Annotated in this window: 15 protein-coding genes; 8 read left to right on the forward strand and 7 right to left on the reverse strand. The window is 65.6% G+C overall.

Annotated elements, in window-relative coordinates; genetic code table 11:
* Window positions 1-88 precede the first annotated feature (88 nt).
* Window positions 89-526 (forward strand): transcriptional regulator SlyA, encoded by a 438-nt coding sequence (gene slyA, locus BN1188_RS15050; RefSeq protein WP_040262240.1) that lies wholly within the window; start codon window positions 89-91, stop codon window positions 524-526.
* Window positions 527-609: 83 nt separating this feature from the next.
* Complete coding sequence (locus BN1188_RS15055) at window positions 610-2,892, forward strand: FimV/HubP-related protein (protein WP_148485258.1); 2,283 nt, start codon at window positions 610-612, stop codon at window positions 2,890-2,892.
* A 26-nt stretch (window positions 2,893-2,918) separates the two neighbouring features.
* Here BN1188_RS15055 and BN1188_RS15060 read toward each other — a convergent pair whose 3' ends face one another.
* Both BN1188_RS15060 and BN1188_RS15065 read right to left on the reverse strand, forming a co-directional pair.
* The gene (locus BN1188_RS15060; protein WP_040262241.1) at window positions 2,919-3,230 is read right to left on the reverse strand and encodes an Mpo1-like protein; all 312 of its coding nucleotides are present in this window, start codon (window positions 3,228-3,230) and stop codon (window positions 2,919-2,921) included.
* Window positions 3,231-3,291: 61 nt separating this feature from the next.
* Entirely contained in the window at window positions 3,292-4,746 is a 1,455-nt protein-coding gene (locus BN1188_RS15065; protein ID WP_040262242.1) for a TrkH family potassium uptake protein, read from the reverse strand.
* Between the two features lie 95 nt (window positions 4,747-4,841).
* Between BN1188_RS15065 and BN1188_RS15070 the strand changes: the two genes are divergently transcribed.
* Window positions 4,842-5,408, forward strand: coding sequence for a nitroreductase family protein (locus BN1188_RS15070; protein ID WP_040262243.1), 567 nt, complete (start codon window positions 4,842-4,844; stop codon window positions 5,406-5,408).
* 391 nt (window positions 5,409-5,799) lie between these two features.
* Here BN1188_RS15070 and BN1188_RS15075 read toward each other — a convergent pair whose 3' ends face one another.
* The 5 genes from BN1188_RS15075 to BN1188_RS15095 all read right to left on the reverse strand — a co-directional run bounded on the left by BN1188_RS15075 (window position 5,800) and on the right by BN1188_RS15095 (window position 9,359).
* Window positions 5,800-7,134 (reverse strand): sensor histidine kinase, encoded by a 1,335-nt coding sequence (locus tag BN1188_RS15075; RefSeq protein ID WP_040262244.1) that lies wholly within the window; start codon window positions 7,132-7,134, stop codon window positions 5,800-5,802.
* Between the two features lie 85 nt (window positions 7,135-7,219).
* A complete protein-coding gene (locus BN1188_RS15080) occupies window positions 7,220-7,663 on the reverse strand; it encodes a Spy/CpxP family protein refolding chaperone (protein WP_040262245.1) in 444 nt (147 codons plus the stop codon).
* A 111-nt stretch (window positions 7,664-7,774) separates the two neighbouring features.
* Complete coding sequence (locus BN1188_RS15085) at window positions 7,775-8,452, reverse strand: response regulator transcription factor (RefSeq protein ID WP_040262246.1); 678 nt, start codon at window positions 8,450-8,452, stop codon at window positions 7,775-7,777.
* A 6-nt stretch (window positions 8,453-8,458) separates the two neighbouring features.
* Window positions 8,459-8,764: a YciI family protein gene (locus tag BN1188_RS15090; protein WP_040262247.1), complete on the reverse strand. Its 306-nt coding sequence runs from the start codon at window positions 8,762-8,764 to the stop codon at window positions 8,459-8,461.
* 1 nt (window position 8,765) lies between these two features.
* Entirely contained in the window at window positions 8,766-9,359 is a 594-nt protein-coding gene (locus BN1188_RS15095) for a septation protein A (protein ID WP_040262248.1), read from the reverse strand.
* Window positions 9,360-9,424: 65 nt separating this feature from the next.
* Here BN1188_RS15095 and BN1188_RS15100 point away from each other — a divergent pair, with 65 nt between their 5' ends.
* The 5 genes from BN1188_RS15100 (at window position 9,425) to rluB (ending at window position 13,739) form a co-directional block, all read left to right on the forward strand.
* Window positions 9,425-10,294 carry a PHP domain-containing protein gene (locus BN1188_RS15100; protein WP_040262249.1) on the forward strand — a complete coding sequence of 290 codons (870 nt, stop codon included), beginning with the start codon at window positions 9,425-9,427 and terminating at the stop codon, window positions 10,292-10,294.
* Between the two features lies 1 nt (window position 10,295).
* Complete coding sequence (locus tag BN1188_RS15105) at window positions 10,296-10,925, forward strand: L-threonylcarbamoyladenylate synthase (RefSeq protein WP_040262250.1); 630 nt, start codon at window positions 10,296-10,298, stop codon at window positions 10,923-10,925.
* A gap of 125 nt (window positions 10,926-11,050) precedes the next feature.
* Window positions 11,051-11,749 (forward strand): segregation and condensation protein A, encoded by a 699-nt coding sequence (locus tag BN1188_RS15110; protein WP_187375352.1) that lies wholly within the window; start codon window positions 11,051-11,053, stop codon window positions 11,747-11,749.
* 19 nt (window positions 11,750-11,768) lie between these two features.
* The gene (scpB, locus tag BN1188_RS15115; RefSeq protein ID WP_040262252.1) at window positions 11,769-12,569 is read left to right on the forward strand and encodes an SMC-Scp complex subunit ScpB; all 801 of its coding nucleotides are present in this window, start codon (window positions 11,769-11,771) and stop codon (window positions 12,567-12,569) included.
* 114 nt (window positions 12,570-12,683) lie between these two features.
* On the forward strand, window positions 12,684-13,739 hold the full coding sequence (rluB, locus tag BN1188_RS15120) for a 23S rRNA pseudouridine(2605) synthase RluB (RefSeq protein ID WP_040262253.1): 1,056 nt from the start codon (window positions 12,684-12,686) through the stop codon (window positions 13,737-13,739).
* Window positions 13,740-13,905 lie beyond the last annotated feature (166 nt).

Raw genomic sequence — 13,905 nt, forward strand, 5'->3', positions numbered from 1 at the left:
AGCGGATGGTTGCAAGTGGCCAGGGCCTTGCCAATTGACCGTGACACATGCTTAGCTCGCTAATAGTTGCAATTGATTAGAGTAGCCTATGCCTTTGACTGACCAACACCGCTTCGGCATGCAGCTGGCGCATCTGTCCCGTGGCTGGCGCGCTGAACTGGACCGTCGTCTGGCCGGGCTTGGCCTGTCCCAGGCGCGCTGGCTGGTATTGCTGCATCTGGCCCGCTTCGAAACGCCCCCCACCCAACGTGAATTGGCCAAAAGCGTCGGCGTGGAAGGGCCGACCCTGGCGCGTCTGCTCGATAGCCTGGAAAGCCAGGGCCTGGTGCGCCGCCATGCGGTCGTGGAGGATCGCCGGGCCAAGCAGATCAGCCTCAGCGAATCGGCGCTTCCCCTGATCGAGCAGATCGAGACCATCGCCAATGCCTTGCGTGCCGAGTTGTTCACGGGGGTCAGCGAGCAGGAGCTGGCCACTGCCATGGCCGTGCACGCGAAGGTACTGGCCAACCTGGAAAAACGCAGTTAAGGCTATAACCGGCGTTGCGCTTTGAGTTTCCCCGGGTCGCACGCTATAAGGAAGGCTGTGGAAGTCGCTCCAAAGGGATGCTCATGCGCAAGCGTTTTACCCGAACTGTCTGGTCCACGCCTGTAGGGGGCTCTCGCCTGGGCCTTCGCACGCTGCTGGGCGGCTTCATCCTGGCATGGTCGAGCCTGGCTGGCGCGCTTGGCCTGGGCGAGATCAGCCTGCACTCGTCGCTGAACCAGCCGCTGAACGCGGACATTACCCTCACCGATGCCGGCGGCCTGGACGAAAGCGACATCAGTGTGAGCCTGGGCACCTCGGACGAGTTCGCCAGGGCCGGGATGGACCGGTCATTCTTCCTCACCGATCTTCGTTTCACGCCGCTGTTGCGCAACGGTCGGCAGGTGATTCACGTCAGCTCCAGCAAGGCGGTTGTCGAGCCTTCCCTGAGCTTCATCGTGCAGGTAACCCAGCCAACCGGGCAGCTTCTGCGTGCCTATACCCTGCTGATCGACCCGCCGGGCAGCGTTGCCCTCGCGCCTCCGCTGGTCGCTACCAATGCCCGCCCGGAGCCGGTGTCCAGCGTCGCTCCCATGCCGACCCAGGCCGCGCCGGATACGCCACCACCCGCCGCGCCTCGTCAGAAAGCCAGGGAAAGCACGCCAAGAGAATCGGCCACCGGCGAGCAATTGACCGCGACCGCGGCGCAGAATCGCCAGCTGCAGCAGTCCGTGGACGACCTGCAGGCGCGCCTGGCGACCCTGGAAGAAGAGCGAGCGAGCAGAGATCAGCAGCTCGCCGACCTGCAGGCGCGACTGAACGAAGCCCAGGCCCTGGCCGCCGCCCGGGCCGCGGCCGCGCCGGCCCACAACGCGAGCCAGGCGCCTTCCGCCGCCCAGGCCAATGGCGCACCGGCCCCGACCAGCGACGCACCAGAGCAAGCTGCCGCTTCGCCTGCGGTCGCGACGGGCACCGTTGTCGCCCCCGATGTGGCATCAAAGCCCATGCCCGCTCCGTCTCCCGCCGCTACGTCGGCCCAGGCGCCGAGTCCGGCGGCACCCGCTCCGCTGGTGGTAGAGCCGGAAAACGACGACCTCACCTGGCTGCTGCAACTGGGCGCGCTCCTGGCCTTGCTGTTGTTGATTGCTGCCTGGTGGCTGCAGCGGCGCCGTCAGCGAACTCCGGCTGCGCCTGAGCCGGAGCTTGCGCGCACCTTCCCTCAGGCCGAGGCGGCAGCACCGGAATCCCTCGCGCCTACACTCAGCGATACCAGCGCGGCAACAGCCGCTTCTCGCCGGGAACAAGGCGCCGCCACCGACGCACTCGACGCCGCCAGCATCTATATCGCCTATGGCCGCTTCAACGAAGCCTTGGCGGTTCTGCGCGAAGGGCTACAGCGGCAGCCCGAGCGGCGTGATCTGCGCCTGCGCATTCTCGAGGTGCTCGGTTTGCAAGGCAACGCCCACGCTTATGCCGAGGAGGAAGCAGCGCTGCGGGCCAACGGTGAAGACGATGCGGTGCTGCAACAGACCCGCTCGCGCTTTCCCAAGCTGGCACCGGCGGCGGTGGCGCTGGCGGCCGGGGCGGCTGCGAGCATTGCCGCTACCCAAGGCGTCGCCGCGCCACAGCCCGAATCGACCCGCGAGAGCCGGGACAACGCTGCCTTGTCTGAACCAGCGTACGTGCCGGCCGCGGCGGAGCCGGTGAATTCGGACCTGGACATCGATTTCGACGCCCTTGGCGATCTGGGCGCCCCGGACGATTTCCCAAGCCTGGCGGCCGAGCCCGGAGAGGCTTCGCCCGGAGAATTCCAGCTCAACCTCGATGACCTTTCCCTGGACGCCGACTGGTCGTCGGTCGACCCCTTCGACCAGCCGCCCGCGCCTGCGCCTCGGCTCGATCCCACCCCATCCACGCCTGCGCCTTCAGCGGACGAGGCCCTGTTTTTTTCCAACCTGCGAGAGCTGCCCGAAGTCATGGAGCTGCAGGAAGACGAGTTCCTCAGTGGCTTCGCGGACGATCCACTGGAGCCAATCGAACCCCTCCAGCATCAGGGCGATGACCTGGATGCTGCCTTCCTCGATGCGTTCGCCGACGAGCCTGCCCTGCTGTCGGCGCTGGAACCGGTGAGTACGTCCAGCGATGCGGCACTGGATCTGGGCGAGAGCGAGCTGCCAGACCTGGGTGAGCTGAGCATCGACTTCGATGACATTGAACACCAGGCCCAGGCGGCTGATCGCCTGGACGAAGCCCGGGCGCTATTGGATCAGGGCGAGCCCCAGCAGGCGAGCTGGCTGCTCCATGAACTGTTGCAGGACGCAGACGAAGCAACCCGGGACGCCGCGCGCAAGCTGCTGGCGGGACTTTGAGCCGAACGGGGTGCCTACCCAGGTTTTCAGAAAGCCAGTTTGCCGGTAATGAGGTCCCGGAACATGACGAAGTCACCCAACAGGCTGTAGAACGGGTGGCGGAAGGTGGCCGGGCGGTTGAGCTCGAAAAAGTAGTGCCCGGCCCAGGCAAAGCCGTAGCCTGCCACCGGTACGCCCAGCAGCAGGGCAAAGTTGAAGGTGGCGAAGGCGTAGGTCAGCAAGGCAATGACCAGGCTGGTGCCTACGAAGTGCAGTCGTCGGCTGGTGCTATTGCTGTGCTCGGCCAGGTAGTAGGGATAGAACTCGGCGAAGCTGGCGAAACCGCGTTCAGTGTCCATTGGCGCCTCCGCTGGAACGGGCCTTTGTATGGCCGGAGCATAGCCAATGCCGAGCCTGGCCTCAATGACGCCAGAAGGCGGGAACGCAAAGCACCAGCACGGTAATGATTTCCAGGCGGCCAAGCAGCATCCCCACGGAGAGCAACCATTTGGCCGCGTCTGGCAGAGGTTTGAAGTTGCCGGCGGGGCCAATGGTGTCTCCCAGTCCAGGCCCTACACCGGACACGGTGCTGGCGGCACCGGTCAATGCGGTCATCCAGTCCAGCCCCATCAAGCCAAGGGCCAGGGCAATCAGGCCGATGGTCGCGCCAAAGAAGAACGAGAAGGTCAGGATCGACCGCACGATGTCCTCGTCCAGGCGGTGGCGGTTGTACTTCTGGCTGATTACCGCGCGCGGATGAATCAGCTGGTTCAGGCTGGCCTTGAGAAGGATATAGGCGACCTGGAAGCGGAAGATCTTGATGCCCCCGGCGGTGGAGCCGGAGCAGCCTCCGATGAACCCCAGGTAGAAAAAGAACATCAGGGCAAAGTTGCCCCAGAGGCTGTAGTCGCCCAGAGCGAAGCCAGTGGTGGTTACCACCGAGGTCACGTTGAAGGCCACATGGCGCAGGGCTTCATACCAAGGCAGCCCCGTGCCCAGCCAGTACCAGCTGCCCATGACCAGCCAGCACAGCAAAAGCAGGCCGAGGAAGCCTCGCACTTGGGCATCCCCGAACAACGCCCGCAGGTTTCCGCGCGCGGCCGCCACATAGAGGGTAAAGGGGAGGCTGCCCAGGATCATCAAGACAATGGCCACCCAATGCACCGCCGGCTGTTGCCATTTGGCCAGGGACAGGTCCGACGTGGAGAAGCCGCCGGTGGAAATGGCCGACATGGCGTGGTTGACAGCGTCAAAGGCGTTCATGCCGGCCAGCCATAGCGCCAGGGTGCCCGCGGCTGTGATACCCACATACACCAGCACAATGGACTTGGCGACCATATGGGAACGTGGCATGAGTTTTTCTGAGCGGTCGGAGGATTCTGTCTGGAACAGGCGCATGCCCCCGATACGCAGCAGCGGGAGGATCGCCACGGCCATGGCGATGAAGCCGATGCCGCCAAGCCAGTGCAGGAGCGAGCGCCACATCAGCAGGCCTGGGGAAAGGGTGTCCAGGCCACTGAGCACCGTAGAGCCCGTGGCGGTAATGCCGGACATGCTTTCGAAAAACGCGTCCGTGTAGCTGATGTCCGCACTGAAGCGCAGGGGCAGGGCGGCGAACACCGCCACGACCACCCAGCTGCTGACGGTGAGCAGGTACATGTCCCGGGGCCGCAGGTTGCTCTGTTCCGGTCGGCCGCGGATAACCAGGGCCAGCCCGCACAGGAAGGTGAGCAGGCTGGCCCAAAGGAAGCCCTGGAGGTCGTCGGTGCGCTGGAACAGCACCAGGGTCGCCATGGGCACCGCCATGCTCACTGCCAAAGTGATCAGAAAGATGCCGATGATGAAACCAATGACTCGAAGGGTCGACAGGGACATGGCGCCCACGCTGGCAGAAAGAAGCCGCACATTTTACCTGCGGGGTCAGGGGTGTAAACGCTAGACTGGGGCCATCATAGCGATGGGAGTGAACGATGGAAGCGCTGCAAGCCCTGTTGGAACGCGTTTCGGTGAGCCGCCTGGTCGACCCGGCGCCCACGGACGAGCAACGTCGGCTGATGTTCGAGGCCGCCTTGCGGGCGCCGGACCATGGGCAGTTGCGGCCGTGGCGTTTCCTGACGGTGGAAGGAGATGCCCGCCTGGCCTTGGGTGACCTGCTTGCCGAGGCTGCGGCGGTCACGGGCGGCGAGGGCAGGGAAGCGGCCATTGAGAAGGCGCGCAAAGGTCCTTTGCGCGCGCCCTTGGTGGTGGTTGCCGTGGCCTCGGTCACGCCGCGTCCGAAAGTGCCTGCCTCTGAACAGGTACTCACTGCCGGCTGCGCGGTCCATGCGCTCTTGCTGGCCGCCTATGCCCAGGGCGTAGGGGCCATGTGGCGCACCGGGGAATTGTCCTTCGCGCCCTCGGTCGCCGCGGGGCTGGGCCTGGCGGCCAATGAACAGATCATAGGCTTCATCTACCTGGGTACCCCGGCACAGGAGGTACGCCCGGCCCCCGGCGCTTCGGCCGACGCTTTCGTCAGCACCTGGACGGGGCGTGGCTGAGGCGGGTTCGCTTGCTTCGCAAGCTCCCACCGGTGGGACCCAGCGAAGCTGGGGAATGGGGTGATCCGCGTAGCTGAGGCGGGTTCGCTTGCTTCGCGAGCTCCCACCGGTGGGACCCAGCGAAGCTGGGGAATGGGGTGATCCGCGTAGCTGAGGCGGGTTCGCTCGCTTCGCAAGCTCCCCCCGGTGGGACCCAGCGAAGCTGGGGAATGGGATGAGCCGCGTGGCTGAGGCGAGTTCGCTTGCTTCGCAAGCTCCCACCGGTGGGACCCAGCGAAGCTGGGGAATGGGGTGATCCGCGTGGCTGAGGCGGGTTCGCTTGCTTCGCAAGCTCCTACCAATGGGACCCAGCGAAGCTGGGGAATGCGGACACCTTGTGCTGAAAGGTCCCTCAGGCCGCCGAGGGCGGGTCCAGGGGGAGCTCCAGCCGCGCTACGAATCCGCCATCAGGGTGGTTGCCCAGCACCAGGCTGCCGCCATGGCGCTCCGCGGCGCGGCGAGCGATGGCCAGGCCGAGGCCATGGCCCTGGGCCGTCTGGCCAGGAGCGCGGTAGAAGGGCTCGCCCAATTGCGCCAGGTGCTCCTCGGCGCAGCCGGGGCCGTGGTCGCGTACACAGATGGTAACGCCCGAGTCGCTCGGGACGGCGGTCAGCTCGATCGGGGCACCGACCGGGTTGAACCGCAGGGCATTGCGTAGCAGGTTGTCCGTGGCCCGCTCGAGCAGGGTTGGCCAGCCTCGTAGCGCCAGATGAGGTGAAACCCGGACGTCTACCGCCTGTTCCGGGGCGCTGAGCCGCGCGTCCCGGGCAATCCCGGCCAGCAAGGGTTCAAGCGGCACGGCTTCGGCGCTGACCTGCTCGGCGTCTACCCTGGCCAGCTCGAGAATCTCGCTGATCAGCGCTTCCAGGCGATCGCATTCCAGTGTCAGCCGAGGCCATAGGCGCTCGCGCTCAGCCGGCTCGGCGCGTTCGGCCAGGGCCAGGGCAATGCGCAGGCGCGCCAAGGGCGAGCGCAGTTCATGAGAGACGTCGCGCAATAATTGCCGCTGGCTGCCAATCAGGCTTTGCAAGCGCGCGCCCATGCGATTGAAGTCAGTGGCCAGTACCCCGAACTCATCGCGGCGGGCTGCCAGCCGCGCCAGGCTGTGCTGCTGGTAGGCGGCCTGGCCCAGGTCATGGACCGCGCCGCGCAGGCGCTGCAAGGGTCGGGTAATGGAGAGGGTCACCAGCAGACTGAAAAGGGTCAGCACTACCAGGGCGATGGCCAGCGCGCCCAGTGGCCAGAACAGGCTCTGGCGATGCCAGGCGTCGACTTCCGGGTGCGGAATACGGTAGATGAACAGGTAGGTGTCGCCGGTCTTGGGGCTGGTGTATTCGGTCGTCAGGCGGCGCCATGGCAGCCGGCGATCCTCCTCGGTCTGGCGTGCCTCGAAGGCCAGGGCGCGACGCGGGACGGTGCCCGGCACCACGGCTTCGCCCGCTTCGTTCAGCACCTGGGTATCCACATGGTAGCGGCGCTTGTGTTCCTCGAGCAGGGTTTCGGCCGCGTCTGCGCCATCCTGTTCATAGCGCTCGGTCCATTTCTGCGAAAAGTGCTTGAGCGCCGGATGACGGCTCAGGATCCAGGTGTCCTGGTTCAACACATGGCCCATGAGAACGGAGAGGCCTGCGACCAGGGTAATCGCCAGCCAGAAACTGGCCAGGATCCTCCAGAACAATGAACGCAACGAAAGCACCTCTCCAGGCAAATGGCAAAGCCCGGCCAAGAACCGACCGGGCAATCAGGGGGCTACAGGTTACCCAACTGCAGGGTTATTGGGCCTTCTTTTCCTTCTGCGCTTTCCAGGCCATGAACTCGGCCCATTCGGCGCGGCGCTCGTCCTGCTTCTTGACGATGTCGTCGAACTGCTTCTGCTGATCGGGCGTCAGCAGGGCACGGATGTCTGCGCGGCTCTTGGCTTCACTGGTGGCCAGGGCGTCATGCATGGCTTTCTTTTCCGCTTCCGGCAGTTTTGCCAGGTAGCTTTCGGTGATCTTGTGCCGTTGCTGCATCTGCTCGCCCATCAGCCGGCCAACCTGACGGCGCTGGTCGCGGTTCAGGTCCAGGGACTCGAGCATGCCGGGGCCGCGGTGGTGCATCATGGCCGGGCCCTGGAAAGGCGGCTCGTCGGGACCATGGGCCGGGCCCTGGGGCGCGGCCATCGCCAAGGTCGGCAGGGTGGCCGCGAACAGCAGGGCGGTGAGGGTCTTGCGCATGGTGGATCTCCTTGTCTGATCGCCGGTCGTTTACCGGATGAGTTCAGTCTACGGAGGGCAGCGTCAGGCGCGGTCAGGCGAGAGTAAAGACTTGGTAAACCCAGGCTCGTGTCAGGCGGAGTAATAGTAACCGCGGCTACGCAGGGCGACGATCCGTGGCCGGCCGTCAGGGTGAGGGCCAATCTTCTTGCGCAGGTTGCTCACATGCATGTCCAGGCTGCGGTCGTACAGGGTCAGCTTGCGCCCCAGGGCCAACTGCGCAAGCTCCTGCTTGTCCAGGGGCTCGCCGGGCTGTCTAAGCAAGGCCTCGAGGATACGGCTTTCCGAAAGCGTCAGGGAGATGTCATGGCTGTCCACGCTGACCACTCCGCGCACCGGGCTGAAGTTCAGGTCGCCTATCTCCATCTGGGTGGCGCTGGCCGCAGGGTGGCTGCGCCGCAGCACTGCCCGCAAGCGCGCCGTGAGTTCCCGAGGGTCGCAGGGCTTGGCCAGGTAATCATCCGCGCCCAGCTCCAGGCCAAGGATGCGGTCCAGCGGTTCGCCCCTGGCTGAAAGCATGACTACCGGCAGCTCGGCATGCTCGCTACGCAATTGCTTGAGCAGTTCCAGGCCGCTGCCGTCGGGCAGCATCACATCCAGCACCACGGCTGCCGGAGCGGCCTCGGCCAGCGCCTTGCGGGCGCTCTGGCCATCATGGCAGGCGCGTACCTGGAAGCCCTCGTGGACGAGCCAACTGCTCAGCAGCTCGCACAGCTCCACGTCGTCGTCTATCAGCAGCAGCTCGCTCATGGTCGATCAGGCGCTTGGGAAGACTTGCTTGAACGGCTTCACCACCACTTGGGTATAGACCCCCGCGGCGCGATAGGGATCGGCCTCGGCCCAGCCGGTAGCGGCTTCAAGCGAGGCGAACTCGGCCACGATCAGGCTACCGCTGAAGCCCGCTGTGCCCGGGTCGTTGCTGTCGATGGCCGGATGAGGGCCGGCCAGTACCAGGCGGCCATCGTCCTGCAGCGCCTGCAGGCGCGCAAGGTGGGCGGGACGGGCTGCCAGACGGGCCGCCAGGGAACCCTCGGCGTCAGTGGCGATGATTGCGTAGAGCATGTCAGTCCTCGGTCTTGGTGGTAGGCGCGGTGTCCTGCAGGTGGCGAGAGAGGTACACGCCTTGCCCGAGCAGGAAAAGCAGGGTCATGCCCAGGCTGCCGAACACCTTGAAGTCTACCCAGAAGCGTTCGAAGGTGAAGGCCACGATCAGGTTGGCCGCGCCGCACACCAGGAAGAAGACGATCCAGGCGATGTTCAGGCGTGTCCAGACCGCATCGGGCAGGTTCAGGGCGTGGCCCATGATGCGCTGTATGAGCACGCGGTCGCCGATGAAATGGCTGCCCAGGAAGGCCAGGGCGAACAGCCAGTTGACCACTGGCGCCTTCCATTTCAGGAAGGTTTCGCTATGGAAGGCCAGGGTCATGCCGCCGAACACGAGGCAGGCCAGCAAGGTGAGCCACTGGCCTTTTTCCAGCCGACGTTGACGCAGGAACATCAGCCCGTAGACGATCAGCGAACTGCCGATGAGCACCGCGGTCGCACTGAAGATACCGCCGAAATCGATGCTGTGGCCCGCCAGGTCGAGGGTGCGGGGTTCGGTTTTGTAGACGATGAAGAACAGCAGCAGCGGGATGAAGTCGATCAGTTGTTTCACAATGGCAGCCAGGCGCGGGATGTGGCGGCATAATAGCAAACCTTCTTGAACTCGAAAGCGCCGCCATGAATGTTGACCTGCATTGCCACAGCACAGCCTCCGATGGCGCCCTGGCCCCGGCCAGCGTAGTGGCCCGCGCCCATGGGCAGGGGGTGCGGCTGCTGGCGCTGACCGATCACGACACCGTGGATGGCCTGGCCGAGGCACAGGACGCTGCCGAGGTACTGGGCATGGCCTGGGTCAGCGGTGTGGAAATGTCCTGTACCTGGGGTGGCGCGACCATCCATGTGCTCGGCTACGGCTTCGCCCTGGACGCACCCGCCCTGGGCGAGGCGCTGGAAGCACTGCACGCCGGGCGCTGGTTACGGGCCCAGGAGATCGACCGCAGGCTCGCCGCCAAGGGGATGCCTGGTGCCCTGGAAGGCGCCAGGGCGATCCAGGCCGCCCTGGGAGACAGCCGTAATGCGCCGGCGCGGCCGCACTTCGCGGACTTCCTGGTGCAGGCAGGGCATGTACCGGACCGAGCCACAGCATTTCGCCGCTGGCTGGGCGCGGGCAAGATCGGTGATGTGAAACAGCACTGGCCTACCCTCGAGCAAACGGTCGGCACCCTGCGCGCGGCGGGCGCCTGGGTCAGCCTGGCCCACCCGATGCACTATGATTTCAATCGGAGCAAGCGCCGTCGCCTCGTGGCCGACTATCTTCAAGCGGGAGGTCACGCGCTGGAAGTGGTCAACGGCCTGCAGGCGGACGAGCAAACAGGTACTCTGGCCATCCTGGCCCGGGAGTTCGGCCTGCTGGTCAGCGCCGGCAGCGACTTCCACGGGCCGGGCAACTGGGGTGAAATCGGCAGTTACCGTCCGGTGCCGGAAGACCTGCCACTGTTGTGGGAGCGTTTTGGTCATGACCGTTCACGCCTATCAGCAAGGATATGAAGTGAGCCAGTTTTTCCAGATTCACCCGCAATCCCCGCAGCCGCGCCTGATCAAACAGGCCGCGGATATCATCCGCGCCGGGGGCGTGGTGGTGTATCCCACCGATTCGTCCTATGCGGTGGGCTGCCGAATGGGCGAGAAATCCGCCATCGAGCGCGTGCGTCGCCTGCGTCAACTGGACGACCGGCACAACTTCACCCTCCTGTGCAGCGACCTGTCGCAACTGGGCCTGTTCGCCAAGGTAGACACGGCGGCTTTTCGCCTGCTCAAGGCGCAGACGCCGGGGCCCTATACCTTCCTCCTTAACGCCACGCGGGAAGTGCCGCGGCTGCTGCTGCACCCCAAGCGGCGCACCATTGGCTTGCGGGTGCCGGCCCATCCCATCGCCCAGGCACTGCTCCAGGCCCTGGGCGAGCCCTTGATGAGCGTGAGCCTGATCCTGCCCGGGGACACTGAACCCTTGAGCGACCCCTACGACATGCGCGAGCGGCTGGAACACCACGTGGACCTGATCATCGACGGCGGGCAGGGCGGCGCTGTCGCCTCCACGGTGGTGGACCTGACCGAGGCCGATCCGCAGGTGGTGCGCGTGGGCTGCGGAGACCCGGCGCCCTTCATGGCCGACGCGTGAGCGAGGCCTCTCGCGGCAGCGCGGCGCCGGCCGAGGCCGGATCCGGCGAGCAGATGCAACTGGCACTGGTCTACGGCGCGGCCTTCACTGAGCTGCCCCAGGACCTTTATATCCCGCCGGATGCGCTGGAGGTATTCCTCGAGGCTTTCGAAGGGCCCTTGGACCTGCTCCTGTACCTGATTCGCAAGCAGAACATCGACGTGCTGGAGATTCCTGTCGCCGAGATCACTCGCCAATACATGGCGTATGTGGAATTGATGAAAAGCGTGCGCCTTGAACTCGCCGCCGAGTACCTGGTGATGGCCGCCATGCTGGCGGAGATCAAGTCACGGATGCTGCTTCCCCGCTCGACCCAGGTCGAGGAGGAAGAGGGCGATCCCCGGGCCGAGCTTATACGCCGTCTTCAGGAGTACGAGCGCTTCAAGGCCGCGGCCGAGGGTATCGATGGGCTGCCGCGGGTCGGCCGGGAGATCGTGGTGCCGCAGTTGGACGCACCCCAGGCCAAGGCGCGGCGCCTGTTGCCGGACGTGGCCCTGGAGGAAGTGTTGCTCGCCATGGCCGAGGTAATGCGGCGCAACGACCTGTTCGAAAGCCATCAGGTGACCCGCGAGGCCTTGTCTACCCGGGAGCGTATGAGCGAGGTACTGGAAAGGCTCAGGGGTGGCGGTTTCGTGCCGTTCATCGAGCTGTTCGCCCTGGACGAAGGCAAGCTTGGCGTGGTGGTCACCTTCATGGCCATCCTCGAACTTGTGAAGGAATCTTTGATCGAGCTGGTGCAAAATGAGCCCTTTGCCGCCATCCATGTCCGGATGCGCGCAGACTGAACGCACCGACCGAGCATCCATGAACCTCAACGAACCCCGCGAGCTGGCCTCCTTGCTTGAGGCCTTCCTGCTGGCTTCGGGCAAGCCCCAGAGCCTGGACAATTTCTACGCCCTGTTCGACGAGCCCGAGCGCCCTGGCCCCACGGTCTTTCGCAAGGCCCTGGAGCATTTGCGCAAGTCCTGTGACAACCGGGCCTTCGAGCTGGTGGAGGTGGCTTCCGGCTATCGCTTGCAGATCCGCGAGCGTTACGCGCCCTGGGTCGGCCGACTGTGGGAGGAGCGGCCCCAGCGTTACTCCCGCGCGTTGCTGGAAACCCTGGCCCTGATCGCCTACCGCCAGCCCATCACCCGGGGAGAAATCGAAGACGTGCGTGGCGTGGCGGTGAACAGCAACATCGTCAAGACGCTCCTGGAACGGGAATGGGTTCGCGTGGTAGGGCACCGGGAGGTCCCGGGGCGTCCCGCCATGTTCGCTACCACCAAGGCGTTTCTGGATCATTTCAACCTCAAGAGCCTGGACGAACTGCCGCCCCTGGCCGACCTGCGAGAGCTGGAGCCCCAGGCGCCGCTGGACGACGACGAGATACCGGTGCCGGCACACCTGCAGGCCCTGGCCGATGCCAGCGCCATGGAAGAGGGCGCCGAGCCCGCCCCGCCGGCCGAGGAAACGAGCTTCCGCAGCCTGCTGCTGGAGCTCGACAGCATGGAGGCGGGGCTCAAGACCGACTTCGACGACCTGCGCGAGGACTCGCAGGCCCAGGGCGAGGCGGCGGACGTCGACGAAAACGGCGCCCACACCGCTCCGGACATCGGCCGCTGATACGCCGGTCGAATACTTCATCCGGGCCCCGTGCGTGCGGGGCTCAATACGCGTATGATGCGCGCCCCTTCGGCGAAAGCCGCCGTGTCGTCAACCCACCGGGAGGTGCCAACCATGAATGACCACGAACTCGAATCCCCCCAGCCGCCAGTACCGCCCGCCGGCGAGAAGCTGCAGAAAGTCCTGGCCCGCATCGGCGTCGGCTCGCGCCGTGATGTCGAAGCCTGGATAGGCGAAGGTCGCATCAAGGTCAACGGGGTGGTTGCCACCCTGGGCCAGCGCGTCGACCTGCACGATGCCATCAGTGTCGATGGCAAGCTCATCCGCCGCGAAGAGGCCGCCGAAACGGTGCGCCGGGTCATCATCTACAACAAGCCCGACGGCGAGATCTGCACCCGCGACGACCCGGAAGGCCGCCCTACCGTGTTCGACCGGCTGCCACGTCCCCGCGAAGGCCGCTGGATCAACGTCGGTCGCCTGGACATCAACACCACGGGCCTGCTGTTGTTCACCACCGATGGCGAACTGGCCAACCGCCTGATGCACCCGTCCTATGAAATGGACCGGGAATACGCGGTGCGGGTACGCGGCGAAGTCGACGAGGACATGATTGCGCGGCTCAAAGCGGGCGTGGTTCTGGAAGACGGCCCGGCCAAGTTCACCGATATCCAGGAAGCACCCGGCGGCGAAGGCTTCAACCACTGGTACCACTGCGTGGTGATGGAAGGGCGCAACCGTGAAGTGCGTCGGTTGTGGGAATCCCAGGGCCTCGTGGTCAGCCGCCTGAAGCGCGTGCGCTTCGGCCCGGTCTTCCTCAATTCCGACCTGCCCATGGGGCGCTGGCGTGAACTGAGTCAGAACGAGGTAGACATTCTCAGTGCCGAGGTCGGCCTGACCCCGGTGGCCTTGCCCGCGCAGACCGCCAAAGCCAAGGAAAAGCTCGAGCGCATGCAGCGCAAGTCCGCCAGGCCGCTGGGCCGCAACGAGCGCGTGCGTCAGGTACGTCCGGCGCTGGAAGGCGGCGATGAGCGAGCGCCGCGCAAGGGTCGCGAGGAAGGCCGGCCACGTTCGGCGCCTGGCCGCGGCTCCGTGGTCGCCGAACGCCCGAGCGAGGTGCGTGGCAAGCCGCGCGCGCCCAAGGGCAGGCCCGACGGCTCGCCCAAGCGCTGAGCAAGGGATTCCTGCTTGTCCGTTGCTCGTATTCCCGCTATGCCGAGTCCGTGGTTCGCTATGTACACTCCTTCGCTTGCCGACGGCCGTCCCCTGTGGACGGCCTTCACCTCTTCGACCCGACGCGCTTCCCGCGCGCCGGGCTGTACAGCCAACAAGAACAAGG

Source organism: Pseudomonas massiliensis (assembly GCF_000826105.1).
In the GTDB taxonomy this organism is placed as follows: domain Bacteria; phylum Pseudomonadota; class Gammaproteobacteria; order Pseudomonadales; family Pseudomonadaceae; genus Aquipseudomonas; species Aquipseudomonas massiliensis.